This window comes from Enterococcus sp. E5-162, assembly GCF_035725965.1.
GTDB lineage: Bacteria > Bacillota > Bacilli > Lactobacillales > Enterococcaceae > Enterococcus_B > Enterococcus_B lactis.
This window is the reverse complement of sequence record NZ_JAPRFV010000014.1, coordinates 1-24,433: the sequence shown is the minus strand read 5'-3', so window position 1 is coordinate 24,433 and position 24,433 is coordinate 1. Positions and strand designations below refer to the sequence as shown.

The window sequence follows — 24,433 nt, the reverse complement described above, 5'->3', positions numbered from 1 at the left end:
AATTTACGAGAAAAAAGAAAAGCTTTTTTTGCAAAACATAAAAAACGGAAGGTTCTGTTATGAACCTTCCGCTGATATTTTACTCATTATTTAGATCGTATCTCCATTAAAAATCGAATTTTTCACGATGACATAATCAACTTTCCGAATGGATTCCAGATCTCTTCCTCCAGCATATGAAATAGATGACTGAAGGTCTTGTTGCATTTCCACTAGTGTATCTTTCAAAGATCCTTTATGTTGGATCCAGATTTTCTTTCCTTCAACATTTCGTTTTTCACCTTTTTGGAATTCTGAAGCAGAACCAAAGTATTCTTTATATACAATTCCGTTTTCGACTTTTGTTTCGCCAGGAGATTCCTCGTGACCGGCAAACAATGAGCCAATCATAACCATTGTCGCTCCAAAACGGACAGATTTTGCAATATCGCCATGTGTTCTGATCCCACCGTCAGCGATGATCGGCTTGCGAGCTGCTTTCGCACACCATCTAAGAGCGGCCAGTTGCCAGCCTCCAGTTCCAAAGCCTGTCTTGATTTTTGTAATACATACTTTTCCTGGACCAATCCCGACTTTTGTTGCATCTGCACCCGCATTTTCCAATTCACGGACGGCTTCCGGTGTACCAACATTACCGGCAATCACAAAAGTTTCAGGCAAATATTTTTTAATATGCTGGATCATATCAATAACTGAGTTAGCATGTCCATGTGCGATGTCGATAGTGATATAATCAGGATTTAGCGATTCTTCTGCCAACTTCTCTATAAAGGAATATTCCTCTTTCTTGACGCCAACACTGATTGAGGTAATCAATCCGCGCTTTTTCATTTTTTTGATAAACGGAATTCGGGCTGCTTCATCAAACCGATGCATGATATAGAAATAACCATTTTCCGCTAAGAATTCTGCAATCGTTTCATCAATAATCGTCTGCATGTTGGCAGGCACTACTGGCATTTTGAATGTATGTTTACCTAATGTGACCGTTGTATCACATTCAGAACGGCTATTTACGATACATTTATTAGGAATTAATTGAATATCTTCGTAATCAAATACTTTCATTACATTATCCTCCTGATGTTCACATCCAGCAAAACACGAACATTATTAATTTAATCAGGGCTTTTTTTTAGCGCCCTATGTAATTTAACTCAATTAAGCGAAAAAATCAAGAGCAAAAAGAGAATTTATACGAATGGTAAAAAAACATACATTATTTTTAGTCTATACAAACGAAGCAATGAATGTTCGCTTTTAGCGAAAAAAAAGGCTGTGACAAATGTCTTGTCACAGTCTTTTTTCTGAATAAACGATGTTCTCCTACGTTGTCCGTTTTTTCTTGTTATACAAGTCTAATACAACGGCTAAAAGCAAGATCAACCCTTTGATCGCCTGCTGCCAATCTACCCCAACGCCTAAAATCGACATGCCATTGTTCAATACACCCATGACCAAGCCACCGACAATCGCCCCCATAATCGTTCCGATGCCGCCGGATGTCGAAGCACCGCCAAAATATACTGCCGCCATCGCATCTAGTTCCATCGAAGTACCCGCTTGAGGTGTCGCCGCATTTAACCGAGCTGCTAAGACTAATCCAGCTAAAGCTGCCATGACTCCCATGTTGACGAAAACCCAGAACGTGATCCGCTTTGTTTTGATTCCTGATAGTTCAGCCGCTTTTCGATTTCCGCCCGTCGCATAAATCTGGCGACCTGCTACTGTTTTATTTGTCAAAAACCCATATGCTGCGACGATCAAACCGAGAATGATCAAAATGATCGGATATCCTTGATAAGAGGCAAAGATATAAGTTATCCCTAGTACAACGACTGCTGTAAATACCGCCTTTACCAAGAAAGCTGTTGGAGATTCCACTTCAAATAAATGATTTTTCCGACGATTTCTTGTTCGCCATTGCCCAACAACTAACACGATGGTGATGATCATTCCTAAAATCAATGTCAAGAAGTGAAGGCTACTTCCTTCGCTTAAGTCTGGTAAATAACCCGTAGACATTTTTTGGAAAACAGCTGGAAAAGGTGCCAGAGATTGGCCTCCTAGAACAACTTGTGTCAGTCCACGAAACATCAGCAATCCTGCTAAAGTCACGATAAACGCCGGTATCCCAGCATAAGCTATCCAAAAACCTTGCCATGCGCCGATCAGCCCGCCTACTGCAAGACATGTGATGACTGTCACCCACGGGTTCATTTGGCGATTGACCATCATCATGCCCGCAATTGCACCAACAAACGCCATCACTGACCCTACCGACAAATCCACATGACCTAAGAGCACAACTAATAACATCCCTGCAGCTAGTACTAATATATGACTATTTTGCAAAACAAGGTTAGTTATATTCAATGGACGCCAGAAAATACCATCTGTCATCAATTGAAACGCAATAAGTAGTCCCGCTAAAATGATCACCATGCTGTAGCGACCAAAAAGATCAGCTGCTCTACTTTTCAAATTTAGTTTTTTCTCTTTTTTATCCGTAAGATTTTTTGCTTGTTCCAACTTACCCCACCTCTTCTTTCGTCATTAATTTCATCAAGACTTCCTGATCTGCCTCTTCTCGCGAGACTTCTCCTGTAATACGTCCTTCGTTCATCGTATAGATTCGATCACACATTCCTAAGATTTCAGGAAGTTCAGAAGAGATAAGACAGACAGCTTTGCCGTTTGCTGCCATTTCTTCGATAATCGTGTAGATCTCATATTTTGCCCCAACGTCTATCCCACGGGTTGGCTCATCTAAAAAAAGAATATCGGGTTGTGTCATCAGCCACTTGGATAAAACGACTTTTTGTTGATTCCCACCACTAAGACTACTGACAATTTGATGGATGGAGTTTGTTTTTATACGCATCTTTTTCCGGAAATTTTCTGCCTCAGTTACTTCTTTTTCTTTATCTAATACTCCTTTTTGACTTATTTTATCCAAACTGCTCAGCGTCACGTTTTCCCGAATATCCATCAGCAGATTCAGTCCTAAAGATTTTCGGTCCTCCGAGACATAAGCGAGTCCGTTTGCAATGGCTGAAGGAACGGTCTTAACTGATATCTCTGCCCCTTCCTTTAATATACGTCCGGATATCTTGCTTCCATAAGAATGTCCAAATAGACTCATAGCGAATTCAGTTCTGCCCGCTCCCATCAGCCCAGCTATTCCTACAATCTCTCCTTTTTTCAAATGCAAGTTGATATGGTCGTTTATGATTCGCTCCTGATCAAGAGGGTGATAGACCGTCCAGTCTTCTACTTTAAAATAAACTTCTCCAATATCCGGTTTTCTTTCAGGATAACGATCAACTAAATCTCTGCCCACCATCCCGCGAATAATACGCTCTTCGCTGATCATTTCATTTTCTAGCGTCTCAATCGTCTGTCCATCCCGTAAAATAGTGATTCGATCTGCGATATCCACGATTTCATTCAGCTTATGTGAAATAATGATGGAGGTTACACCCTGCTCTTTCAGCTCTCGGATCAATCTCAGCAAATTCGCGCTTTCTTCTTCATTCAATGCAGCGGTAGGCTCATCCAAAATCAATAGACGGACGGATTTTGATAATGCTTTAGCTATTTCAACTAGTTGCTGTTGCCCTACGCCAATCTGGGATACTAGAAGATTCGGGTCGATAGACAAACCGACTTTGTTCAGCAATTCATACGTTTTCTTTTCTGTCAGTTCCCAATCAATCACGCCTCTTTCTGCTTGTTCATTTCCGAGAAAAATATTCTCTTTTACTGAAAGATAAGGACTTAGTGCTAATTCTTGATGAATGATGACGATGCCTTTTTCTTCACTATCTTTCAAATCTTTGAATTGACACAGCTTTCCATCATAAAAGATTTCCCCGTCATAGGAGCCATATGGATACAAGCCGCTCAAGACATTCATCAATGTTGATTTTCCCGCTCCGTTTTCTCCGCACAATGCATGGATTTCCCCACGTTCAATCATCAGATTCACGCAATCTAACGCTCGGATTCCAGAAAATTTTTTGGTGATATCTGCCATTTTTAAAATACAATCCGCCATAATTCTTATCCTCTCTCTGACTTAGATCTCTTTAGTTCCTTGTTTGGTTCCTCTCAATTTTTCAGATCGGATTCTTTATAATAATCTGTGTCGATCAGCTCTGCTTGATAATTATCTTTATCGACAGATACTGTATTTGCTAAATACGTAGGAACAGTTTTCACCCCATTATCATAAGTTTCAGTATCATTGACCGGAACCTCTTCTCCATCACTGATTGCTTTGATCATTTCAATCGTATTTTTTGCTAAGATACGTGTGTCTTTAAAGATCGTTTGTGTTTGTTCCCCGGCAATGATCGATTTGACGCCAGCAACTGTCGCATCTTGTCCAGTAATCACAGGTAAAGGTTTACTTTCACTCCCATACCCCACGCCTTTTAATGACGAAATGATTCCTAAACTTATTGGATCATATGGCGACAAAACAGCATCCAATGTTTGGTCAGTATAATTTGCGCTTAACAGATTATCCATCCTTGCTTGCGCCGTAGAACCATCCCAGCGAAGCGTAGCGATTTGACTGAAACTCGTCTGTCCAGATGGCACGATCAACTGACCGTTGTCCATATATGGTTGTAAAACAGACATCACTCCGTTGTAATTAATTAGTGCATTGTTGTCGTCAGGCGAGCCACCAAATAATTCAATCGTGAATGGCCCTTTTCCTTCTTTCAATCCTAAGTGCTCTTCAATATAAGCTGCTTGCGATACACCTACTCCAAAATTATCAAAAGTCGCGTAGTAATCGACATTTTCTGAATTCATCAGTAAACGATCATAGGCGATTACCTTGATATCTGCTTCTTTTGCTTTAGCTAACACATCAGTTAAAGCTGAACCATCGATAGAAGCAATCACAAGTGTATCTACCCCTTTTGTAATCATATTTTCGATTTGCGCTACTTGATTTTCTACTTTATCTTCTCCGTATTGAAGATCTGTTTTATAACTCAGTTTTTCTAATTCTGAGACCATGTTGTTCCCATCAGCGATCCATCTTTCTGCTGATTTGGTCGGCATAGCGATTCCTACATACCCCGTACTATCATCTGCAGATCCTGAATTGCCACACGCACTTAATAGAATGCTTGCGGTCAAAATAGCGATACTCCCAAGAATCTTTCTAAATTTGTTTTTCATTTTTTATCCCCCATTTCAATTGATACACCGAGTATAGCTAATAAAGAAAGCGTTAACATTGATTTTTTTATGGGATTTACTTTAAATTTTTTAGGTGTTCTTTTTTTGTCTTGGATTTTTTTAAGTTTCTTGGATTTTTTTCGATTAATTCCTTTTGACTTTGATTTTCTCCTTTATCTGATAAGATAGTACTAACAAATCCAGATGGAGTGATCTAAAGTGAAACGTGTTTTATTTTTTTTAGCCCTTATTGTAATCGCTTACCAAATGATGGGGTGTACACCTAATACAAAGGAAGCACCTGACCCACTAGTCGTTGGTTTTTCGCAATCAGGAACGGAGAGTAGCTGGCGGAAAAAGCATACTGAATCAATTATCACTGCGCTTGAAAAAGAAGATTACCAAGTTCTCTACCGAAATGGCTACATGAATCAGGAACGGCAAATCCAAGATATACGGACATTTATTGCCTATAAAGTGGATATGATCATTTTTACTCCTTTGCAAGAATCCGGGTGGGACTCTGTATTAAAAGAAGCAAAGCGAGCAGAGATCCCTGTCATACTTGTCGACAGACATATTCAAACGAATGATCCCGAGCTTTTCGTCACCCACATCGGCCCCAGTTTCAAAGCAGAAGGAAATCGAGCGGGTTTATTTGTCAGCAATCACTTCACAAATTCAAAGAAACAGGAAATCAGAATCCTAGAACTTGCTGGTTCAGAGAACTCCACACCGACCAAGCTACGCTCCGAAGGATTTTTGGAATCAATCAATCGTAAACCAACCCTAAAAAAAGATGGAACTATTGACCATAAACCTCCAATGACTATTGTTCACCGAATTGTCGGTGATTTTATTCGGATGAAAGGAAAAGACCAGATGAAACGATATTTAGAAACCAATGATTTATCCGAAATCGATGTATTATACAGCCATAGTGATGAAATGACTCACGGTGCTTTAGCTGCGATAAAAGAAACATCAATCAAACCTGGAGAAGATTTGATCATTGTAACGATTGATGGACAAGAAGATATGATCGAGAATCTACGCTCAGGAATCGTCAATTGCGTAGTCGAGTGTAAACCTGATGTCGGCTGGTATGTAGCCAATACCGTTACTCGTTATTTTGGAAATCTTCAAACAGGAAAAACACTACCTAAAGATATTTTTATTTCCGAGACTGTCTTTTCCCAACAGAATATAGCTAACATCCCAACCAGAAATTATTGACTGGAGAAGTATCATGACAAAAAATTTAAGCATAAAACAGATTTTTGCCCAAGCAAACAAAGCCATGCTTCTATTTGCTGTTATCCCTTTGCTACTGAGCATACTGTTATATTCGCAACAGCTTTTGATTTATCAACAGACGATCGCAAATATCCAAAAAGCAGATGCAATTGCTTTGAAGGTTGATCAAAAAGTTTTGGAAAGTATGTGGGACTTGATTTCTGGCCAAGTAACCTTAGATGAGTTCAATAAGGAAAATATCCTAGAAGAACTTAGGAATGACATTCGAGAGATCAAAAATAATACCAATACACTTAAAGAAATTAGTACGTTAGATGTATCGTTACGTACAATCGATACATTGGAAGATTATCAAACTGAGCTCATTCATCATATCTTGGCAGAAGATTTTATGGATACCAATGAACAGATCATCAATCAGGTAGATTCTGTCACTCAACTACTGTCAGATATTTTACAGGACTTTGTTCGTGTGGAAATCGACTTAGCAAGTCAAAAAAATACGACGCTTGTCCGCTCACTCATTTTATTAACAATAGTAGAATTGGGGGTTCTTAGTACTATTTTTTTCTATGCGAAAAAGAATCGTCGCTTTTTAGAACAAAAGGTCCAAGAGCCGATCAATCAGCTGATCACAATGTCCGAACAGCTTTCTTCAGGAAATCTTGGATTTCGTTTAAACATGCCAGAAACACAAGAACTACAGACACTTACCGCTAGTATGAACAAAATGGCGGAAGAACTAAACCAGTCTTTACGGGAAAACGCTTTGAAACAATACCATTTAGCACAAAGTGAAGTTCGTGTATTGCAAGCTCAGATTACTCCCCATTTTATTTATAACAGTTTGGATGCCATCATTTCTTTGATCGAACAAGACTGCTTTGAAGAAGCTCTGACTATGACCCATGCACTTTCCGGCTTTTTTCGTACGTCTTTAAGCAAAGGACAAGACTGGATTCCTCTTGAAAAGGAAATCAGCCATATCAATGATTATTTGGTCATTTTAAAAATAAGATATAGACATATGCTTGACTATAAGATCGATATACCAGAAACACTTTTTCCTGTTTCTATTTTAAAGATGATTTTGCAACCATTGATCGAAAATGCTGTGTACCATGGAACAAAGTATGTTCGTTACAAAGGATTTATTCGTATTACTGCATGCAAAATCGACGAAATGATCCAATTCAAAGTCATAGACAACGGTATTGGCATTCCTGCAGAAAAACTAGCAGAAATACGTAAAGAGTTAGCCAAAGGGATCGATTCAGATTTCAGTATCGGCTACGGGCTTTACAACGTAAACAAGCGTCTCCTTCTCTATTACGGAAATAATCAAAAACCTATCACGATTGACAGCAAATACCGAGAAGGGACAACTGTCACACTGACGATTCCTATATCTCCCAAAACAATTGGAGGAAACAAATATGTATAAAGTTTTTATTATCGAAGACGAATACCTCATTCGCAATAACTTACGGGAACAAATAACTGCCCTTGGTTCATATTATCCAATCACATATGTCGGGGAAGCTGGAGATGGTGAGATGGCACTGTCTTCGATTATCGACTTACAGCCCGATATCATTCTGACTGATATCCAAATGCCATTCATGGACGGTTTGACTTTTTCAAAAGAAGCAAGGAAACTGCTTCCTTGGACTCGCCTCATATTTATTAGCGGATTCGACGATTTCGATTATATGAAAGGGGCAATCCAAGTACAGGCAGATGATTATCTACTTAAACCAATTAAAAGCAACGAACTGAAACAAGCAATAGAAAAAGCAGTGACTGCTTTAGACTTGCAGCAAAAAGAAACGCTCCCTTCTTCTGACCTTGTTTTCGAATTGAAAAAAAATCATTTCTTGAACGGTTTGTTCAAAGGCTCACTTACAATCAGTGAAACATTGAAACTTGCTGAATCTTTCAATCGCTCTTTAGCAGGGAAAAAAATGACCGTATTATTAGCAGCAAACCAAGTCAGTACAGACTTTGAAGATTACGCTCATCTCAGTGATTATTTGAAGTTTTTATTTAGGGAGAATCAACAAGTGATTTTTTCTGCTGTTTCCTCTCGATTCATTAAATTTTTAATAGTTGATCCTCTTGAAGAAAATGTAATCGAGACCAGTTATCAGGTAGCCCAAACGTTGGTCCATGAATTAGAGAAGGGACAAAAAAATAATTTTTCTGTCGCCATCGGTCCTGTCGCAGAAAGAATCAGCGAATTACCTGCATCTTTCGAGATCACGCAGATGATACTTGAAACTGCCAGTTCCCTTAAAGATCAAATTATCAGCTATGAGGATTTGATTAAAGAAGCGAAACTTCCAGTTGATTCTGTCTTTTACTTTGATCTCTCACTTGATTTGTCTTCATTATCGAAAAACGAAGTATCTAAGTACATCGAACACTTGACGGAACCACAAGGCACACCAACTCGAACACGATTATATCGTTTATTTGTCTTGACTAAGCTACTCCAGCATGTCTGCCTGAAAGAAAAGGAAATCCCGCAATAAATGGTTCATTGCACATCCACCAGTCAACGCTTAGCAATCAGCGCCGACGATTCGCTTTACCGTTCGACTGTTTATATGTTCATTTCTTTCTTAACTGCTCTGCCCTCACAGCCTTCAAGGAACAAATATCAGCCAATTTTGAACCATGCATTGGATTTTATCAAAGAAAATTTTACCAATCCAGATATGTCCTTAACTTGGGTCGCTCAACAAGTTGCATTAAGCCCTTCTCATTTCAGTACGATTTTTTCTCAATCGTTTAACCAAACATTCATCGATTATCTGACAGAACAAAGAATCGAATTAGCAAAAAAATTATTACAGCAATCAGACTATCGTATCTCAGATATTGCTTTTGAGATTGGTTATAATGACCCTAACTATTTCAGTTATTTATTTAAGAAAAAACAAGGGATTTCCCCAAAAGAATATCGGACACAGATTTTCCTTGAAAACAAAAATAAATAATAAATAAAATCCGTACAGTGATACTCTTTCCCGTTGTAATTAAAAAAAGATGGAATATCTCGAAGCTGAAAATAGCTTTCAAGATATTCCGCCTTTTTAATTGATCGCACCGTTCACCTGCATGACAACTTTTAAGGTAAAATGTTTTCAGCAGCACGGTACAATTCGTACCAATCTTCCCGAGACATATTAATTTCTGATGCTTGAGCGATTTCCTTGATTCGCCCTACGTTCATCGTACCGGCGATTACTTGCATATTGGCTGGATGGCGCAAAATCCAAGCAGAAGCCAAGCCAGTTGGTGTCGTTTGATATTTAGCTGCTAGTTCTTCTAATGTTTGGTTTAATTCAGGGAATTTTTCGTTCCCGATAAATACACCTTCAAAAAATCCATACTGGTATGGCGACCACGCTTGGATCGTCATATCATGCAAACGGGAATAATCAAGTACACTACCATCATGGTCGATACTTGCTTCATCTGTCATATTGACATGAATCCCTTGATCGATCATTCCAGTATGTTTCAAGCCAAATTGCAGCTGATTAGCTACTAATGGTTGACGAACATATTTTTTCAGCAATTCGATTTGCATTGGTTTTTGATTGCTGACACCAAAATAACGGACTTTACCTGATCGTTCCAATTCATCAAATGCTTCAGCTACCTCTTCTGGTTCTACCAATGTATCTGGACGATGAAGAAGTAAAGCATCCACATAATCCATTTTCAGACGGGTCAAACTTTTTTCCACAGATTCAATGATATGTTTTTTAGAAAAATCAAACATCACACCTGGAACGATTCCACATTTTGTTTGAATAAAAAGATCTTCTCGTTTGATTGATGTTTTTGCTAGAGCATCTGCAAAGATTTCTTCACATTCACCGTTCCCATAAATATCTGCATGGTCAAAAAAATCAATGCCGTTTTCATAAGCTGTCTCAATCACTTTTACTGGATCTTCCGCATTGTTGATACGCATACAGCCTAAGATCACTGCAGCTACTTTCTGGTCAGAAGTACCTAATTGAATTTTTTTCATCTGAACTCCTCCTTATTTATATACACAACAAAAGTGTACCACACTCTTTATGAAAAGGCTTCACTAAAATCGACACTTCCGACTATATTTGTTGTATTTTTTTATAAATGGAAGCAGCTGATTTACTTCACGACCAGTTCGCTATTGGCAGCTTTTTCTCCAATATCTGTACGATAAAATGTTCCATCTGTCGTTTTATCCATTAACGCGGTGTAGATTTTTTCCTGTGCTTCTTTGATCGTCTCACCATATGCTTCTACTAAATAAAGACGACCTCCTGCTCCAACTAGTTTCCCGTTATTTGAGGAAACTCCAGCATAGTAAACAGAAAGCTCTTCTTCCAGAAAATCTGGTAGAACCATTCCTGTCTCATATTCTTCGGGGTAACCGGCAGCTGCCACCACAACACCTACATTGTATCCTTCTTGCTGCCACTTTAACTCTACTGCACGATTCTCTAATAAATCATCGATTACTTGCGCAAAGTCACTCTTCAACCGAGAAAGAACGACTTGCGTTTCAGGATCACCGAAACGAGCATTAAATTCGATCACTTTTGGTCCTTCCTTCGTAGCAATCAAACCCGCATATAAAACACCCGTGAAAGAGCGTCCTAGTTCTTTCATTCCTAAAGCCGCTGGTTTCAAAACTTCTTCCACAGCTTTTTCAATCATCTTTTTTGGAATTTGCGGTACTGGTGAATAAGCTCCCATCCCCCCTGTATTTGGCCCTTTATCGTTATCAAATGCCCGCTTATGATCTTGCGAAATGACCATCGGATACACCTTGGTATCACGGACAAACGCCAAAAGGGAGAATTCTTCTCCTGCCAAAAACTCTTCTACGACGATTTTTTTGCTGCTGTTCCCAAATCGATGCTGGTTCAACATTTGTTCTGCCGCATCCAGCGCTTCCTTCACTGTTGTAGCCACGACTACACCTTTTCCAGCTGCTAAGCCATCCGCTTTCACTACGATTGGCGCACCGTTTTCTTTGATATACGCTGCTGCTTTTTCGTAACATTCAAAACTTCTGGATTTAGCTGTCGGGATTTGATACGTCTCCATCAATTGTTTAGCAAAACTTTTCGAACCTTCGATCAGAGCTGCTGCTTTTGTCGGACCGAAGATTTTCAATCCTTCCGCCATAAAATCATCGACGATTCCATTTAATAAAGGAACTTCAGGACCAACGATACTCCAATCAATAGCCTCTTTCTTAACAAAATGAATTAATGCTGAATGATCTTGATCACTGATAGCGACACAATTGATGCCATCCTTTGCCATTCCAGGATTTCCTGGCGCACAATACACAGTATCCACCTTCGGACTGTCTAAAAGTTTTTTACTTATTGCATGTTCACGACCACCTGCACCGATCACCAAAATGTTCATTTATCCGACTCCTCTCTAATGTCTAAAATGCCGAACATCAGTAAAGACCATTGCTAGATCGTATTTATTCGCCATATCAATAGAATCTTGATCTTTGATACTTCCGCCTGGCTGAATGATTGCTTTTATACCATGTTTGGCTGCATATTCAACTGAATCATCCATTGGGAAATAAGCATCGCTAGCTAAAACTGCACCTTCCATTTTCTCTCGCGCTTGTTCAATCGCAATTTTTACTGAACCGACTCGATTCATCTGACCGGCTCCGATTCCTACTGTCTGACGTTCGTTTGCCAGCACGATCGCATTAGATTTCACATGTTTGACAGCTTTCCAAGCAAACGCCAATGCTTTTACTTCTGCTGGAGTTGGCTTACGTTTTGTCACGACTTTCCACGCTTCTTCGTTTTCCATTGCCAGATCTTGATCTTGTACAAGAAGTCCACCTAAGACTGAGACCGTTTCTTCTCGATTTTGACTTTCTTCTTGCGCAAAGTCTATTGTCAGTAATCGGATGTTTTTCTTTTTTTGCAGTAATTCCAAAGCTTCTTGTGTATAAGAAGGGGCAATGATGATTTCTAGAAACAGCTTATGCATCTGTTCTGCTGTTGGCAGATCTACTTCTCGATTCAAAACGATGATCCCACCAAAGATTGAAACAGGATCTGCTTCATATGCTGCTTCCCACGCTTCTAAAATCGTAGATGCTGACCCAATACCGCAAGGATTCATGTGTTTCAAGGCGACTACCGTTGGCTCGTCATATTCCTTCATGATCCGTAACGCAGCATCCGCATCACGGATATTATTATAAGAAAGTTCTTTCCCATGGAGTTGTTTTGCTGCTGCGATCGAATATTTTTCCAGAAGAGCGGACTGATAAAAGGCAGCGGCTTGATGACTATTTTCACCGTAACGAAGCGTTTGTTTTCGTTCATACGTAAGTGTCAATTTTTCCGGTTCTTTTTCTTCCACCCAATCCGTTAAGTATTGAGCGATCAGTGCATCATATGCAGCAGTATGACGAAAGACTTTTGCCGCTAGTTTTTGTCTGAAAGAAAGTGAAGTATGCCCATACTGACGTAATTCTGAAAGTACCTCTTCATAGTCAGATGGATCAACAACAGCGGTGACAAATTCATGGTTTTTTGCTGCACTACGGAGCATACTAGGACCACCGATATCAATGTTTTCAATAGCTTCTGCTATTTCGACATCTTGTTTCATAATCGTTTCTTTGAAAGGATATAAATTGACACAAACAAAGTCGATTGGTTGGATATTTTCCGTCTCCATTGCCTCCATGTGGCTAGGGAGATCGCGTCTCCCTAAAAGACCACCATGGATTTTAGGATGAAGTGTTTTGACACGACCATCCATCATTTCAGGAAACCCTGTCACTTCTTCGATCGAAAGCGTTTTGATCCCAGCTTGATCCAATGCATGCTTTGTTCCTCCTGTTGAAATGATTTCTACTCCTTGTTCAATCAAACCTTGGGCAAATGCTACAATCCCAGTTTTATCTGATACACTGATCAATGCTCTTGTCATTTCAGATAGCCTCCATTTTCAATAATTTCACTAATCACTTCTGGATAGATTCGATGTTCTACTCTATGGATTTTTTCTTCTAAAGAATCGAACGTGTCCTCCTGTTCGATCCTCACTTTTTCCTGTCGGATGATTGGTCCAGTATCTACACCTTGGTCGATATAATGAATTGTGACACCCGTTTCTTTTACTCCAGCTTCAAATGCATCACGAATGCCATGCAAACCAGGGAATGAAGGTAAAAGAGATGGATGGATATTGATGATTCTTTTATCATAATTTTCCAGCAATACTGGTCCAATGATTCGCATGTATCCAGCTAGTACAATCAAATCGATCTTTTTTTCTTTCAATTTATGCAAAATCGCTTCTTCATACTCTTTTTTGGATTCAAATTCTTTAGGTGAAAAACAATCTGCCGGTACATCCAATGCGACTGCACGTTTCAAAACATATGCTGCAGGCTGATCACAAAACAACCAGTCAATCGAAGCTTCCAATCCTTTTTTTGATAAATAATCGGCTAGCGCTTGAAAGTTGCTTCCGTTTCCAGAAGCAAAAACAGCGATTCTCATCGTTCTTCTCCTGTAAACACCACACGATGTTTTTCTTTGGCGATCACTTTCCCGATTTCATAAACTTTTTCGCCAGCTTGCTCAATCTCGTGTACGATTTCTTTTACTTTTGCTTCCTCGACTGCTAAGACCATCCCAATGCCCATATTGAATATTTCATACATCTCCATCATAGGAATCTCACCATATTTTTGTAAACAGCCGAAGATCGGAAGAATCGGCCATGTGCCAAGTTTGATTTCAGCAGCCATAGATTCTGGTAACATTCGTGGGATATTTTCTACAAACCCTCCACCGGTGATATGTGCAGCTCCTTTGATTTTCTTTTCTTTGATTAGGGGAAGCAAGGAAGAAACATAGATTTTCGTTGGTTCAAGTAATACTTCGCCAAGTGTTTTTTTCAATTCTGGCAGTTTTGATGATAAAGAAAACTGCTGCTGCTCAAAGAAAATTTTGCGAACAAGAGAGTACCCATTTGAATGGATTCCGCTAGATGCTATTCCAAGCAACACGTCTCCTGGGTTGATTGTTTCTCCTGTCAATAATTGAGATTTTTCAGCTATCCCTACAGCAAATCCGGCTAGATCATAATCATTTCCAGAGTACATACCGGGCATTTCAGCTGTCTCTCCGCCAATCAGTGCCATATTTCCTTGAACACACCCATCCGCTACACCTTTTACTACATTTTCTAAACGTGTCGGATCATTTTTCCCCGTTGCTAAGTAGTCTAAGAAATACAACGGCTCTGCGCCTTGTGCTAAGATATCATTGACACACATCGCTACGCAGTCAATTCCGATCGTGTCGTGTTTGTCCGCTTCGATTGCTACTGCTAATTTCGTCCCTACACCATCGGTCCCCGAAACAAGGACTGGCTCTTTTAATTGAAAGACCGATAAATCGAAACAGCCGCCGAATCCTCCTATAGCGCCCATCACACCTAATCGTTCCGTTTTTTTGACATGCTTCTTGATCCGTTCTACTACTTCATATCCAGCTTCGACATCTACGCCAGCTTTTGCGTATGCATTTGCCATTGGCTTCATATGCTCCCTTCTTGATCTGCTTTTAAAAGAACGATACTTTTTCTTTTAGTGATTCCTGATATTTTTCTTCATAGTCATATAACGGTGTCGGATAATCTCCGTTGAAATAAGCCATACACAATCCTGAATACGGGGCATCTTTTTCCAGACCGATCGATTCGATTAGACCCTCTTCACTTAAAAAACCTAAAGAATCGGCACCGATACATTCTTTGATTTCATCAATCGTATGATTGGCCGCAATGAGTTCTTTACGCGTTTGAATATCAATCCCATAAAAACATGGATATTTCAAAGGAGGAGAAGCAATCCTCACATGTACTTCTTTTGCTCCTGCTTCTTTCAAAAGATGGACGATCCGTCTGCTTGTCGTGCCCCGAACGATCGAATCATCAACCATGATCACCTTTTTCCCTTCCACTACCCCGCGTACAGCAGACAATTTCATTCGGACCCCTTGCTCTCTTAGCTCTGGCGTCGGCTGGATAAATGTTCGGGCAATGTATTGATTTTTTACTAATCCAATTTCATAAGGGATACCGCTAGCTTCTGCATAACCACTTGCGGCTGACAAAGAAGAATTAGGTACACCAACAACCATGTCTGCTTTTACTGGCGATTCTTTCGCTAAATTCCGTCCCATATTTTTCCGGGCAGTATGCACATTGATCCCTGCGATATTTGAATCCGGTCTGGCAAAATAGATATATTCCATCGAACAAATAGAAAGCTGCGTGTCCTTCGTAAAGCAATCAATCTGGATTCCTTCGTCATTGATGATCACTATCTCACCAGGCTGGACATCTCTTATAAAACGTGCCCCAATAACTTCTAATGCACAAGTTTCCGAGGCAATCACGTATGCTCCGTTTTTCATTTGTCCGATTGCTAATGGACGAAAACCATTCGGGTCCAAAGCGGCAATCATTGCCGTTTCTGTCATTAATAAATAGGCAAAGCCACCTTTGACTTCATTTAAAGCACTTTTCAATTTATTTAAAAAATCTGTTTCTTCACTTCGTCGGATCAAATGCATCAATATCTCCGTATCGGAGTTGGAATGGAAGATTGCCCCATTTTCCTCTAACTCTTTTCTAAGGGAGCGAGCATTGATCAAGTTACCATTATGCGCTAAGCCGATCGACTGATCATGAAATTTGAATAGAAAAGGCTGAATATTGTCCACACTTCCACTGCCTGCTGTTGCATAACGTACATGTCCGATTGCAGCTTCTCCTATTAACTGCTGCAATTTTCTTTGATCTTTGAATACCTCAGAAAGTAGACCCAGATCTCGATGCCCCATGAGTTTCCCTCGATCATTGGACACGATACCCGCACCTTCTTGTCCTCGATGCTGAAGACTATGGAGCCCGAAGTATGCCACACTAGCGGCGTCTGGATGACCCCAAACACCGAAGATCCCGCATTCTTCATTTAAACTCTTCACTTCATAAGACATACGATTGCATCCTCCCAGCACTTTCTTGCTACTGCTGTTTCTATTTTGATTTGACCGTCAGTTGCTGATATTTCGATTAGCGCTTCATCCGTCACCTTACCTGCTAAAACAGCAGCATCTCCCATCATTTCTTCGAATCGTGTCTGGTTTTCCGGTGCAACTGTCAATACAAACCTTGATTGAGTTTCTGCAAACAATTGAGCAGAGGGCAAGCCAAACTGCACAGATAAACCTAACTGATATTTGAAAGCTGATTCTGCCAGTGCAATTGCCAAACCACCTTCTGAACAGTCATGGGCACTTTCAATCAATCCATTTTGGATGGCTGTCAATACTAACTCCTGGTTTTTCTTTTCAACGGCTAGATCAAAGTTTCGAATCACCCCTTCGATTCTTCCAAGCTGCATCTTTTGTAATTCACTGCCATCAAAATCTGCAAACGTCTTGCCTAATATATAGATTAGATCCCCTGATTTTTTGAATTCTTGAGTAGTGATATGTTCATGTTCCTCGATCAATCCGACCATACCGATCATCGGTGTTGGATAGATTGCTTGACCGTCCGTTTCATTATATAAAGAGACATTTCCTGAAATAACAGGAGTTCCTAACGTTTCACACGCAGCAGCAATGCCGTCAGCTGAAGTCGATAATTCCCAAAAAACTTCTGGTTTATCAGGAGAACCATAGTTCAGGCAGTCGGTGATCGCCAAGGGTCTACCACCGCTAGCAATGATATTTCTAGCTGCTTCTGCCACTGCTATTTGTCCTCCGACTTTTGGATCCAAATAGAGATAGCGAGCGTTGCAGTCTGTGGTCATCGCTAATGCTTTATTCGTCCCTCTGACTCTCATCACAGCCGCATCGCTTCCTGGACAGACCACTGTATTGGTTTGTACTTGTGAATCATAAGTTTCGTAGATTGAACGTTTCGAAGCAATCGTCGGTTGTTGCAACAGATCAAGCAATACTTGTCCAGGTTCTTCAATAACCGGCTGATAAGAAGCCAACTGCTGAAAATCTGCGATTCGAGCTGGTTCTTTCATCTCTTTATGATAGACTGGCGCATCTTCAGCCAGCGCATCGACTGGCAGATTCGCTACTTCTTTCCCTTGATGATATAGACGATATTGCCCGTCGTCTGTTACTTTACCGATAGTGACTGCATCTAGATCATACTTCTGAAATAGTTCTTGGATTTTTTCCTCCTCTCCTGATTTGACACAAATCAACATCCGTTCTTGTGATTCGGATAGCATCATTTCATAAGGCGTCATTCCAGTTTCTCTTTGTGGGACTTCGTCTAATGTCAATATAAGTCCTGAACCAGCTTTTGAAGCCATTTCCGCACTAGATGAAACAAGTCCTGCTGCTCCCATATCCTGTATACCTACTAGAGAATCCGAATGATGCAAGATTAATTCCAAACACGCTTCAAGCAGTAGCTTTTCCATAAAAGGATCCCCTACTTGTACAGCAGAACGTTGCTGTTCTTCTTCTTGACTAAATTCTTCTGAGGCAAAAGTTGCGCCGTGGATGCCGTCGCGACCTGTTTTTGCTCCTACATACATGATCGAATTGCCGACACCAGCAGCTTGCCCTTTCTGGATATCTTTGTGTTCAATCAAACCTACACACATTGCATTGACTAATGGATTTCCTTCATAACAAGGATCAAATGCAATTTCGCCACCTACAGTCGGTATGCCGATACAATTGCCGTATCCGCCGATACCTGCAACTACTTCTTCTAGTAAATATTTTGTTCTTGGATTATCTAATTCGCCGAATCTCAATGAATCTAGCAACGCAATTGGACGAGCACCCATGCTGAAAATATCTCTGATGATTCCGCCAACTCCTGTCGCAGCTCCTTCATAAGGCTCCACGGCTGAGGGATGGTTGTGACTTTCTGCTTTGAAGACAACTGCTAGTCCATCACCGATGTCGACGATGCCTGCGCCTTCTCCAGGCCCTTGCAAGACATGAGGTCCACTAGTAGGAAATTTGCGTAGAACCGGTTTAGAATTTTTATAGGAACAATGTTCGCTCCACATAACAGAAAACAGTCCAGTTTCCGTATAATTAGGCATTCTTCCTAAGATATCTTCTTCGATCATTCGATATTCTTCATCAGTCAATCCCCATTCGGCATAGATTCTTTTTTTCTTGATCTCTTCAGCTGTCGGCTCATTCAATGTTTTCATCTATACGGTCACCTTTCCGAAGTTTTTTAAAATGGAAGCAAAGAATCGTTTCCCATCTTCTGATCCTAGCAAGTCTTCTACTGCACGTTCTGGATGAGGCATCATTCCTAACACATTCCCCGCTTTATTCGTAATCCCTGCAATGTTTTCCACGCTGCCGTTGATGTTGTCATTATAAGTAAAGACGATCTGATTATTTTCCTTTAGGTCTTCAAGTGTTTCTTCGTCACAGAAATAATTTCCTTCCCCATGAGCAACTGGAAGAGAGATTATTTCATCTGCTTCATATTCTGAAGTAAAGGCCGTCTTAGGATTGACTTTCAATGGTACAGTTTTACAAATAAAATGCAAAGACTCATTTCGTCTCAGTACACCTGGCAACAGTCCAGCTTCTGTCAATATCTGGAATCCATTACATGTACCGAATACGGGTTTCCCTTCTTCAGCAAAACGAATCACTTCTTCCATGATTGTAGAAAACCGAGCAATCGCGCCGCATCTCAAATAGTCACCATAGGAGAATCCTCCCGGCAGTAAAACCCCATCAAATCCTTCTAAAGAGGACTCATCATGCCGTACAAATTCGGCATCAGCGCCCATGATCTCGCGAACTACCCATAACATATCTGCGTCACAATTTGAACCTGGAAAAACGATGACCGCAAATTTCATGTTATACTTCCTCCATTTTTTTGATTTCATATCGGTATGTTTCCATATTTACATTTGCAAGCAACTTATCACAAATCGTTTCAATCACTGTATCGATTGGTTCTTCTGTATCAGCAAGTTGTATCTCAAAGTATTTTCCGATACGGATATCTTCGATTGTTTCATATCCCATACGATGGACTGCTTTTTTTACTGCTTCTCCTTGAGGATCTAATACTGAATCTTTATAGGTTACATAAACTTTTACGAAATACATCATACTCGCTCCTTTTCTTCAGTTAGTTCCGATAGACGGTTATATACTTCTTGATAGACTGGAATCAGATTACCTAAGCCTCTGCGGTAAACGTCTTTGTCCATATGTTCATTCGTATGTTCATCCCATAATCGGCAAGTATCCGGTGTTACTTCGTCCGCAAGTAATATTTTTTCATTCGACCGACCAAACTCTAGCTTGAAATCTACTAAAACCAGACCAACCTTAGCGAATAATTCGATCAAAATTTTATTGATAGCTAATGCTTGGGTTTTCAGCTCACTGATTTCTTCCGGTTTTGCCAGTTGCAAGTAATAGATATGCTCTTCATTGACAAACGGATCATCCAACTGATCATCCTTATAGTAGAATTCAACGATTGGCTTGATTAATTTTTTGCCTTCAGGAACACCTAGACGTTTTGAGAAACTTCCTGCTGCAATATTTCGGATCACCACTTCCAGAGGGATGATTTGTACTTTTCTTACTAATTGTTCGGTTTTAGATAATTGTTCAATAAAATGATTTTTTATTCCTCGCTGGGTCAGATAGCGGAAAATCGTACTTGTGATTTGATTATTCAATTCTCCTTTCCCACTTATCTGATCTTTCCTCGCGCCATTCAACGCAGTCGCCTGATCTAAGTATTCTACCCAAATCAAGTTTTCATCAGAGGTAAGATATAATTTTTTGGCTTTCCCTTCGTACAGAAGTTCTTTTTTCTCCATGTCCGACTCTCCTTTTTATTTACATTCAAAGCAAATACAACGATTTTTGTTCGTGTTTTCACTTTGAATTTTAACAATCATCTTTTTAGAAATCAATATAAATATGTACATTAAAGGCATTAGATTCTTTTAATGTTCGTGTTTTGTTGTAAGTACAAAATCCCCCTCATCAACAAGCGTTTACATTTATATATAATGATGGTATATTAAAATTAACTAAAAATTTGGATAACTGGATCGAGGAGGCACTTGCCGATGGAAGATGCAATAAAACAAGGTCAGCTTTTTTTATCAGAGTTAACGGCTGAAGAACGTTCCTGTCTATATAATGATTTGTTGTCGATCAAAGACGTTTATTTATGCAATAAAGATACTAGTTTTTATACCTTTCGGAAAATCCGCCGAGCAGCTAAGCGTTGCGCTGAATGCCGTAAAAGGACTTTTCGTTATCGAACAGAACACAAAGGCGAACTTTTAATCAGTCAGATCCACGAGCAGAAACTTTTCAAAAATCACTATCGTATCCAGATCTTATTTAATGGACAAGAGATGGAATATACTTTTCTCGAAAATTTGCTGCAACATCTCCATAACCAGCATTTTAGTTATAATAGCCAAGCCATTTACGCTTAATTCCTCTATTTTTTGTATATAAAGAGGTAGTCGCTTTATTCCTATCATTGATAAGAAAACATAATAAACTAAAAGAAGCAGAACCGCTAACGGATCTGCTTCTTTTTTGGTTATTTTTGCTATTCTATTTTAATTAAATTTTGCAACTCACTCTTCTTTATTCCAAACCTACTCGTTTGAATATCACGTCAACGTTTTTCAAATGATGATGATAATCAAAGGCATCGTCTATTTCTTCTTTAGATAAGACCGATGTGATGGTCGGATCTTCTTCTAACAGCGGGCGGAACTGAACTTGGTTGTCCCAAGCATACGCAGTTTTTGGCTGAACAAGATCATAAGCTTCTTCTCTTGTCATTCCCTTATCGATCAATTTCAGCATAACGCGTTGGCTATAAATCAAACCAAATGTTGCAGACATATTCCGCTTCATGTTTTCAGGAAAGACCGTTAGATTTTTAACGATATTGCCAAAACGATTTAACATGTAATTCAATAAAATCGTGGTATCAGGCAAGATGATTCGCTCTGCTGAAGAATGAGAAATATCTCTTTCATGCCATAATGTGACATTTTCATAGGCAGTGACCATGTGTCCGCGCACCACTCTGGCTAGACCAGCCATATTTTCTGAACCGATTGGATTCCTTTTGTGTGGCATAGCAGAAGAACCTTTTTGACCTTTCGCAAAAAATTCTTCTACTTCACGTGTTTCAGACTTTTGCAATCCGCGTATCTCTGTTGCAAAGCGTTCAATACTTGTAGCAATAAGCGCCATCGCTGAGAAATATTCAGCATGTAGATCCCGAGGGAGAACTTGAGTAGAGATTTCTTGCGGACGGATTCCCAATTGTTTACATACATACTCTTCAATAAATGGCGGGATATTTGCGAACGTCCCCACTGCTCCTGAGATTTTTCCTGCTTCTACTCCTTTTGCCGCATGTTCGAATCGTTCGATGTTCCGTTTCATTTCTGAATACCATGTGGCAAGTTTCAATCCAAAAGTAGTTGGTTCAGCATGGACACCGTGTGTTCGACCCATCATCACTGTATATTTGTGTTCTTTTGCTTTTTCGCCAATGATTTCTGTAAAACGTTTCAGGTCTTCCCGTAATATATCATTTGCTTGCTTGATGAGATAGCCATAAGCAGTATCTACGACATCCGTACTTGTTAGACCATAATGGACCCATTTTCTTTCTTCTCCCAATGTTTCAGAAACTGCTCGTGTAAAAGCAACGACATCATGGCGTGTTGATTTTTCGATTTCCAAGATCCGATCGATATCAAATGATGCATGTTCACGGATTTTTTTCACATCTTCTTGTGGGATTTCACCAAGTTCTGCCCAAGCTTCATCTGCTAAAATCTCGACTTCGAGCCACGCACGGTATTTGTTCTCTTCCGTCCAGATATTCCCCATTTCAGGGCGTGTATAACGTTCTAACATGTTTTTTCTCCTCTAATCCCAAATATTCGTTTGTTTGATTTCTTCCAGCGTTTGCTGGATGTCTTCTGTCAAGATAGTGATATGTCCCATCTTGCGACCTTTTTTCGCTTGTTTTTTTCCATAGAAATGGAATTGCCAGTCTGGCTTATTCTCAATCAAGCGATAGCTTTCCAACAGTTGTTCTCCCAAAACATTGACCATCACTGCATTGCTTGTCAGACGCACTTTTTCTCCTAATGGCCAGCCGCAAATACCTCGAATATGGGCATCGAACTGACTCATAGAACAAGCTTCGATAGAATAATGCCCAGAATTGTGAGGACGAGGGGCTAATTCATTCACATATAACCCGCCTGTTTTTGTTAAGAACATTTCTACCCCTAGAGCACCTGAAAGACTTACTGCTTCTGCAATCACACGGGCAATACGCTCAGCCTCCTCGATCACATCCTGATCAATCGCAGCTGGAGCAATCGTTTCGTGCAGAATGTTGTTTCGATGGATATTTTCCACGACCGGAAAAGTTGTGAAATCTCCTTGTCCATTTCCTGCTACCATGATCGAAATCTCTTTTTCAAATGGGATCCAAGCTTCTAAAACACAGGTTCCTTCTCTTAAAAGATCCATTGCAGGGGCCAAGTCTGCACGACTTTTCAAAACATACTGCCCCTTGCCATCATAACCGCCTCGAGTGGTTTTCAAAACGCAGGGATAACCGATCCCGTCAATCGCATCTTGGATATCTGTCGGACTGACGATCGTTGCATAAGGAGCAATCACGATGTTGTTCGTTTCCAAAAAAGATTTTTCCAATAGGCGGTCTTGCGTAATCGCAAGCAAGTCTGTCCCTTGAGGAATAAATGACATGGGTAAGATCGCATTTAGCGCCTCTACACTGACATTTTCAAATTCATAGGTAATGACATCTGTTCTTCTAGCAAGCTCTTTCAGCGCAAAGGTGTCATCATAGACACTTTCAATGTGCCAATCTGCAACTTGTGCGGCTGGACAATCACTTACAGGATCCAGCACACCTACTTTAAAGCCCATTTCTTTTGCACTAATCGCCATCATACGACCTAATTGACCGCCGCCGACGATCCCGATCGTTGAACCAGGCAACAAAGGTTTAACCAAGTTGATCACTACTTTCTATAACAGTTTTAGCCAACATTGAACGTCTTTCAGCCAATTTAGCCTCCAATTCTAAATCATACATGGAAAGCATCTGTATCGCAAGTAGTCCAGCATTAATTGCTCCAGCTTTTCCGATTGCCGTAGTAGCCACAGGCACGCCTCCAGGCATTTGAACAATCGACAGAAGCGAATCTAAACCATTTAATGTTCGTGATTGGACCGGTACGCCGATAACCGGCAAAGTTGTTTTTGCCGCAACCATCCCCGGTAGATGGGCGGCTCCACCTGCTCCTGCAATAATGATTTTGATTCCTTTTTCTCGAGCGCCTTGTGCATATTCAAACATCAAATCTGGTGTGCGATGAGCAGAAACGACTTTTTTTTCATAAGACACACCGAATTCTTCCAATATTTGACATGCTTCTTTCATTGTTTCCCAATCTGAAGTACTCCCCATGATCACAGAGATTTTTGCTGTCATTGTTTTTCCTCCCAGTTTTTCTACATCCATATTTTAACAATCGTATTTTTTGATGTCAAAGAAATTTCGAATATTGATAAAGAAAACCATTTTATTGTTCGTGTTTATCCAATACATAAAACATACTAAGATTAGAGGGGAACATCATTGACGAATGATGTTCTCCTCTATTTTCTATTTTTAGATTATAGTGAAGATTGAAAGAAAGTTCGAACAAAGCCTTGAGGACTACGAGTCCCTATCAAAAACCGAACTTCTTTACTGTCATTTTAGAATCAGGTTTACGTATGTTGGGGCCATGAGCCCGTGTATAGGAAATTGGAAT

The 24,433-nt window shown here is 40.0% G+C and carries 20 protein-coding genes and 1 pseudogene; 4 read left to right on the top strand and 17 right to left on the bottom strand.

The window, feature by feature from the left end:
- Positions 1-90: 90 nt before the first annotated feature.
- The 4 genes from guaC to chvE form a co-directional block, all read right to left on the bottom strand.
- A complete protein-coding gene (gene guaC / locus OZZ83_RS12495) occupies positions 91-1,068 on the bottom strand; it encodes a GMP reductase (protein ID WP_002309467.1) in 978 nt (325 codons plus the stop codon).
- Between the two features lie 258 nt (positions 1,069-1,326).
- Positions 1,327-2,532, bottom strand: a complete 1,206-nt coding sequence (mmsB, locus tag OZZ83_RS12490; RefSeq protein WP_002309468.1) for a multiple monosaccharide ABC transporter permease — start codon at positions 2,530-2,532, stop codon at positions 1,327-1,329.
- A 1-nt stretch (position 2,533) separates the two neighbouring features.
- Complete coding sequence (gene mmsA / locus OZZ83_RS12485; protein ID WP_002313836.1) at positions 2,534-4,060, bottom strand: multiple monosaccharide ABC transporter ATP-binding protein; 1,527 nt, start codon at positions 4,058-4,060, stop codon at positions 2,534-2,536.
- A 53-nt stretch (positions 4,061-4,113) separates the two neighbouring features.
- Positions 4,114-5,202 (bottom strand): multiple monosaccharide ABC transporter substrate-binding protein, encoded by a 1,089-nt coding sequence (chvE, locus tag OZZ83_RS12480; RefSeq protein ID WP_278023886.1) that lies wholly within the window; start codon positions 5,200-5,202, stop codon positions 4,114-4,116.
- 219 nt (positions 5,203-5,421) lie between these two features.
- Here chvE and OZZ83_RS12475 point away from each other — a divergent pair, with 219 nt between their 5' ends.
- From OZZ83_RS12475 to OZZ83_RS12465, 3 genes and pseudogenes are all read left to right on the top strand, one after another.
- Positions 5,422-6,438: an ABC transporter substrate-binding protein gene (locus tag OZZ83_RS12475; protein ID WP_073490568.1), complete on the top strand. Its 1,017-nt coding sequence runs from the start codon at positions 5,422-5,424 to the stop codon at positions 6,436-6,438.
- A 13-nt stretch (positions 6,439-6,451) separates the two neighbouring features.
- Positions 6,452-7,903, top strand: coding sequence for a sensor histidine kinase (locus OZZ83_RS12470; RefSeq protein ID WP_278023889.1), 1,452 nt, complete (start codon positions 6,452-6,454; stop codon positions 7,901-7,903).
- A pseudogene (locus tag OZZ83_RS12465) lies at positions 7,896-9,461 on the top strand (response regulator transcription factor). The gene OZZ83_RS12470 and the pseudogene OZZ83_RS12465 overlap by 8 nt, the downstream one beginning before the upstream one ends.
- A 131-nt stretch (positions 9,462-9,592) precedes the next feature.
- Here OZZ83_RS12465 and OZZ83_RS12460 read toward each other — a convergent pair.
- The 10 genes from OZZ83_RS12460 to purC all read right to left on the bottom strand — a co-directional run bounded on the left by OZZ83_RS12460 (position 9,593) and on the right by purC (position 20,404).
- A complete protein-coding gene (locus OZZ83_RS12460; RefSeq protein ID WP_278023891.1) occupies positions 9,593-10,507 on the bottom strand; it encodes an aldo/keto reductase in 915 nt (304 codons plus the stop codon).
- 122 nt (positions 10,508-10,629) lie between these two features.
- Positions 10,630-11,904, bottom strand: a complete 1,275-nt coding sequence (gene purD, locus OZZ83_RS12455; RefSeq protein ID WP_002309475.1) for a phosphoribosylamine--glycine ligase — start codon at positions 11,902-11,904, stop codon at positions 10,630-10,632.
- Between the two features lie 15 nt (positions 11,905-11,919).
- Positions 11,920-13,455 (bottom strand): bifunctional phosphoribosylaminoimidazolecarboxamide formyltransferase/IMP cyclohydrolase, encoded by a 1,536-nt coding sequence (gene purH, locus OZZ83_RS12450; protein WP_278023895.1) that lies wholly within the window; start codon positions 13,453-13,455, stop codon positions 11,920-11,922.
- On the bottom strand, positions 13,452-14,030 hold the full coding sequence (gene purN / locus OZZ83_RS12445; RefSeq protein ID WP_002313843.1) for a phosphoribosylglycinamide formyltransferase: 579 nt from the start codon (positions 14,028-14,030) through the stop codon (positions 13,452-13,454). The genes purH and purN overlap by 4 nt, the downstream gene beginning before the upstream one ends.
- On the bottom strand, positions 14,027-15,079 hold the full coding sequence (gene purM / locus OZZ83_RS12440; RefSeq protein WP_002309480.1) for a phosphoribosylformylglycinamidine cyclo-ligase: 1,053 nt from the start codon (positions 15,077-15,079) through the stop codon (positions 14,027-14,029). The genes purN and purM overlap by 4 nt, the downstream gene beginning before the upstream one ends.
- A 22-nt stretch (positions 15,080-15,101) precedes the next feature.
- Positions 15,102-16,541 (bottom strand): amidophosphoribosyltransferase, encoded by a 1,440-nt coding sequence (gene purF / locus OZZ83_RS12435; protein ID WP_278023898.1) that lies wholly within the window; start codon positions 16,539-16,541, stop codon positions 15,102-15,104.
- Positions 16,526-18,748 (bottom strand): phosphoribosylformylglycinamidine synthase subunit PurL, encoded by a 2,223-nt coding sequence (purL, locus tag OZZ83_RS12430; protein ID WP_002313845.1) that lies wholly within the window; start codon positions 18,746-18,748, stop codon positions 16,526-16,528. Before purL ends, purF begins: the two co-directional genes overlap by 16 nt.
- Positions 18,749-19,420, bottom strand: a complete 672-nt coding sequence (gene purQ, locus OZZ83_RS12425; RefSeq protein WP_278023901.1) for a phosphoribosylformylglycinamidine synthase subunit PurQ — start codon at positions 19,418-19,420, stop codon at positions 18,749-18,751. It lies immediately after the preceding gene.
- Between the two features lies 1 nt (position 19,421).
- The gene (gene purS / locus OZZ83_RS12420) at positions 19,422-19,676 is read right to left on the bottom strand and encodes a phosphoribosylformylglycinamidine synthase subunit PurS (RefSeq protein WP_002309490.1); all 255 of its coding nucleotides are present in this window, start codon (positions 19,674-19,676) and stop codon (positions 19,422-19,424) included.
- A complete protein-coding gene (purC, locus tag OZZ83_RS12415) occupies positions 19,676-20,404 on the bottom strand; it encodes a phosphoribosylaminoimidazolesuccinocarboxamide synthase (RefSeq protein ID WP_278023902.1) in 729 nt (242 codons plus the stop codon). Before purC ends, purS begins: the two co-directional genes overlap by 1 nt.
- A 255-nt stretch (positions 20,405-20,659) precedes the next feature.
- Here purC and OZZ83_RS12410 point away from each other — a divergent pair, with 255 nt between their 5' ends.
- Positions 20,660-21,037 carry a hypothetical protein gene (locus OZZ83_RS12410; RefSeq protein WP_002309492.1) on the top strand — a complete coding sequence of 126 codons (378 nt, stop codon included), beginning with the start codon at positions 20,660-20,662 and terminating at the stop codon, positions 21,035-21,037.
- Between the two features lie 157 nt (positions 21,038-21,194).
- Here the strand turns inward: OZZ83_RS12410 and purB are convergent, their stop codons facing one another.
- From purB to purE, 3 genes are read right to left on the bottom strand one after another with little or no spacing between them, the layout of a single operon-like run.
- Entirely contained in the window at positions 21,195-22,490 is a 1,296-nt protein-coding gene (gene purB, locus OZZ83_RS12405) for an adenylosuccinate lyase (RefSeq protein ID WP_002306865.1), read from the bottom strand.
- A 12-nt stretch (positions 22,491-22,502) separates the two neighbouring features.
- The gene (gene purK / locus OZZ83_RS12400; RefSeq protein ID WP_002309493.1) at positions 22,503-23,627 is read right to left on the bottom strand and encodes a 5-(carboxyamino)imidazole ribonucleotide synthase; all 1,125 of its coding nucleotides are present in this window, start codon (positions 23,625-23,627) and stop codon (positions 22,503-22,505) included.
- Entirely contained in the window at positions 23,620-24,108 is a 489-nt protein-coding gene (purE, locus tag OZZ83_RS12395) for a 5-(carboxyamino)imidazole ribonucleotide mutase (protein ID WP_002309494.1), read from the bottom strand. The genes purK and purE overlap by 8 nt, the downstream gene beginning before the upstream one ends.
- Positions 24,109-24,433: the final 325 nt, after the last annotated feature.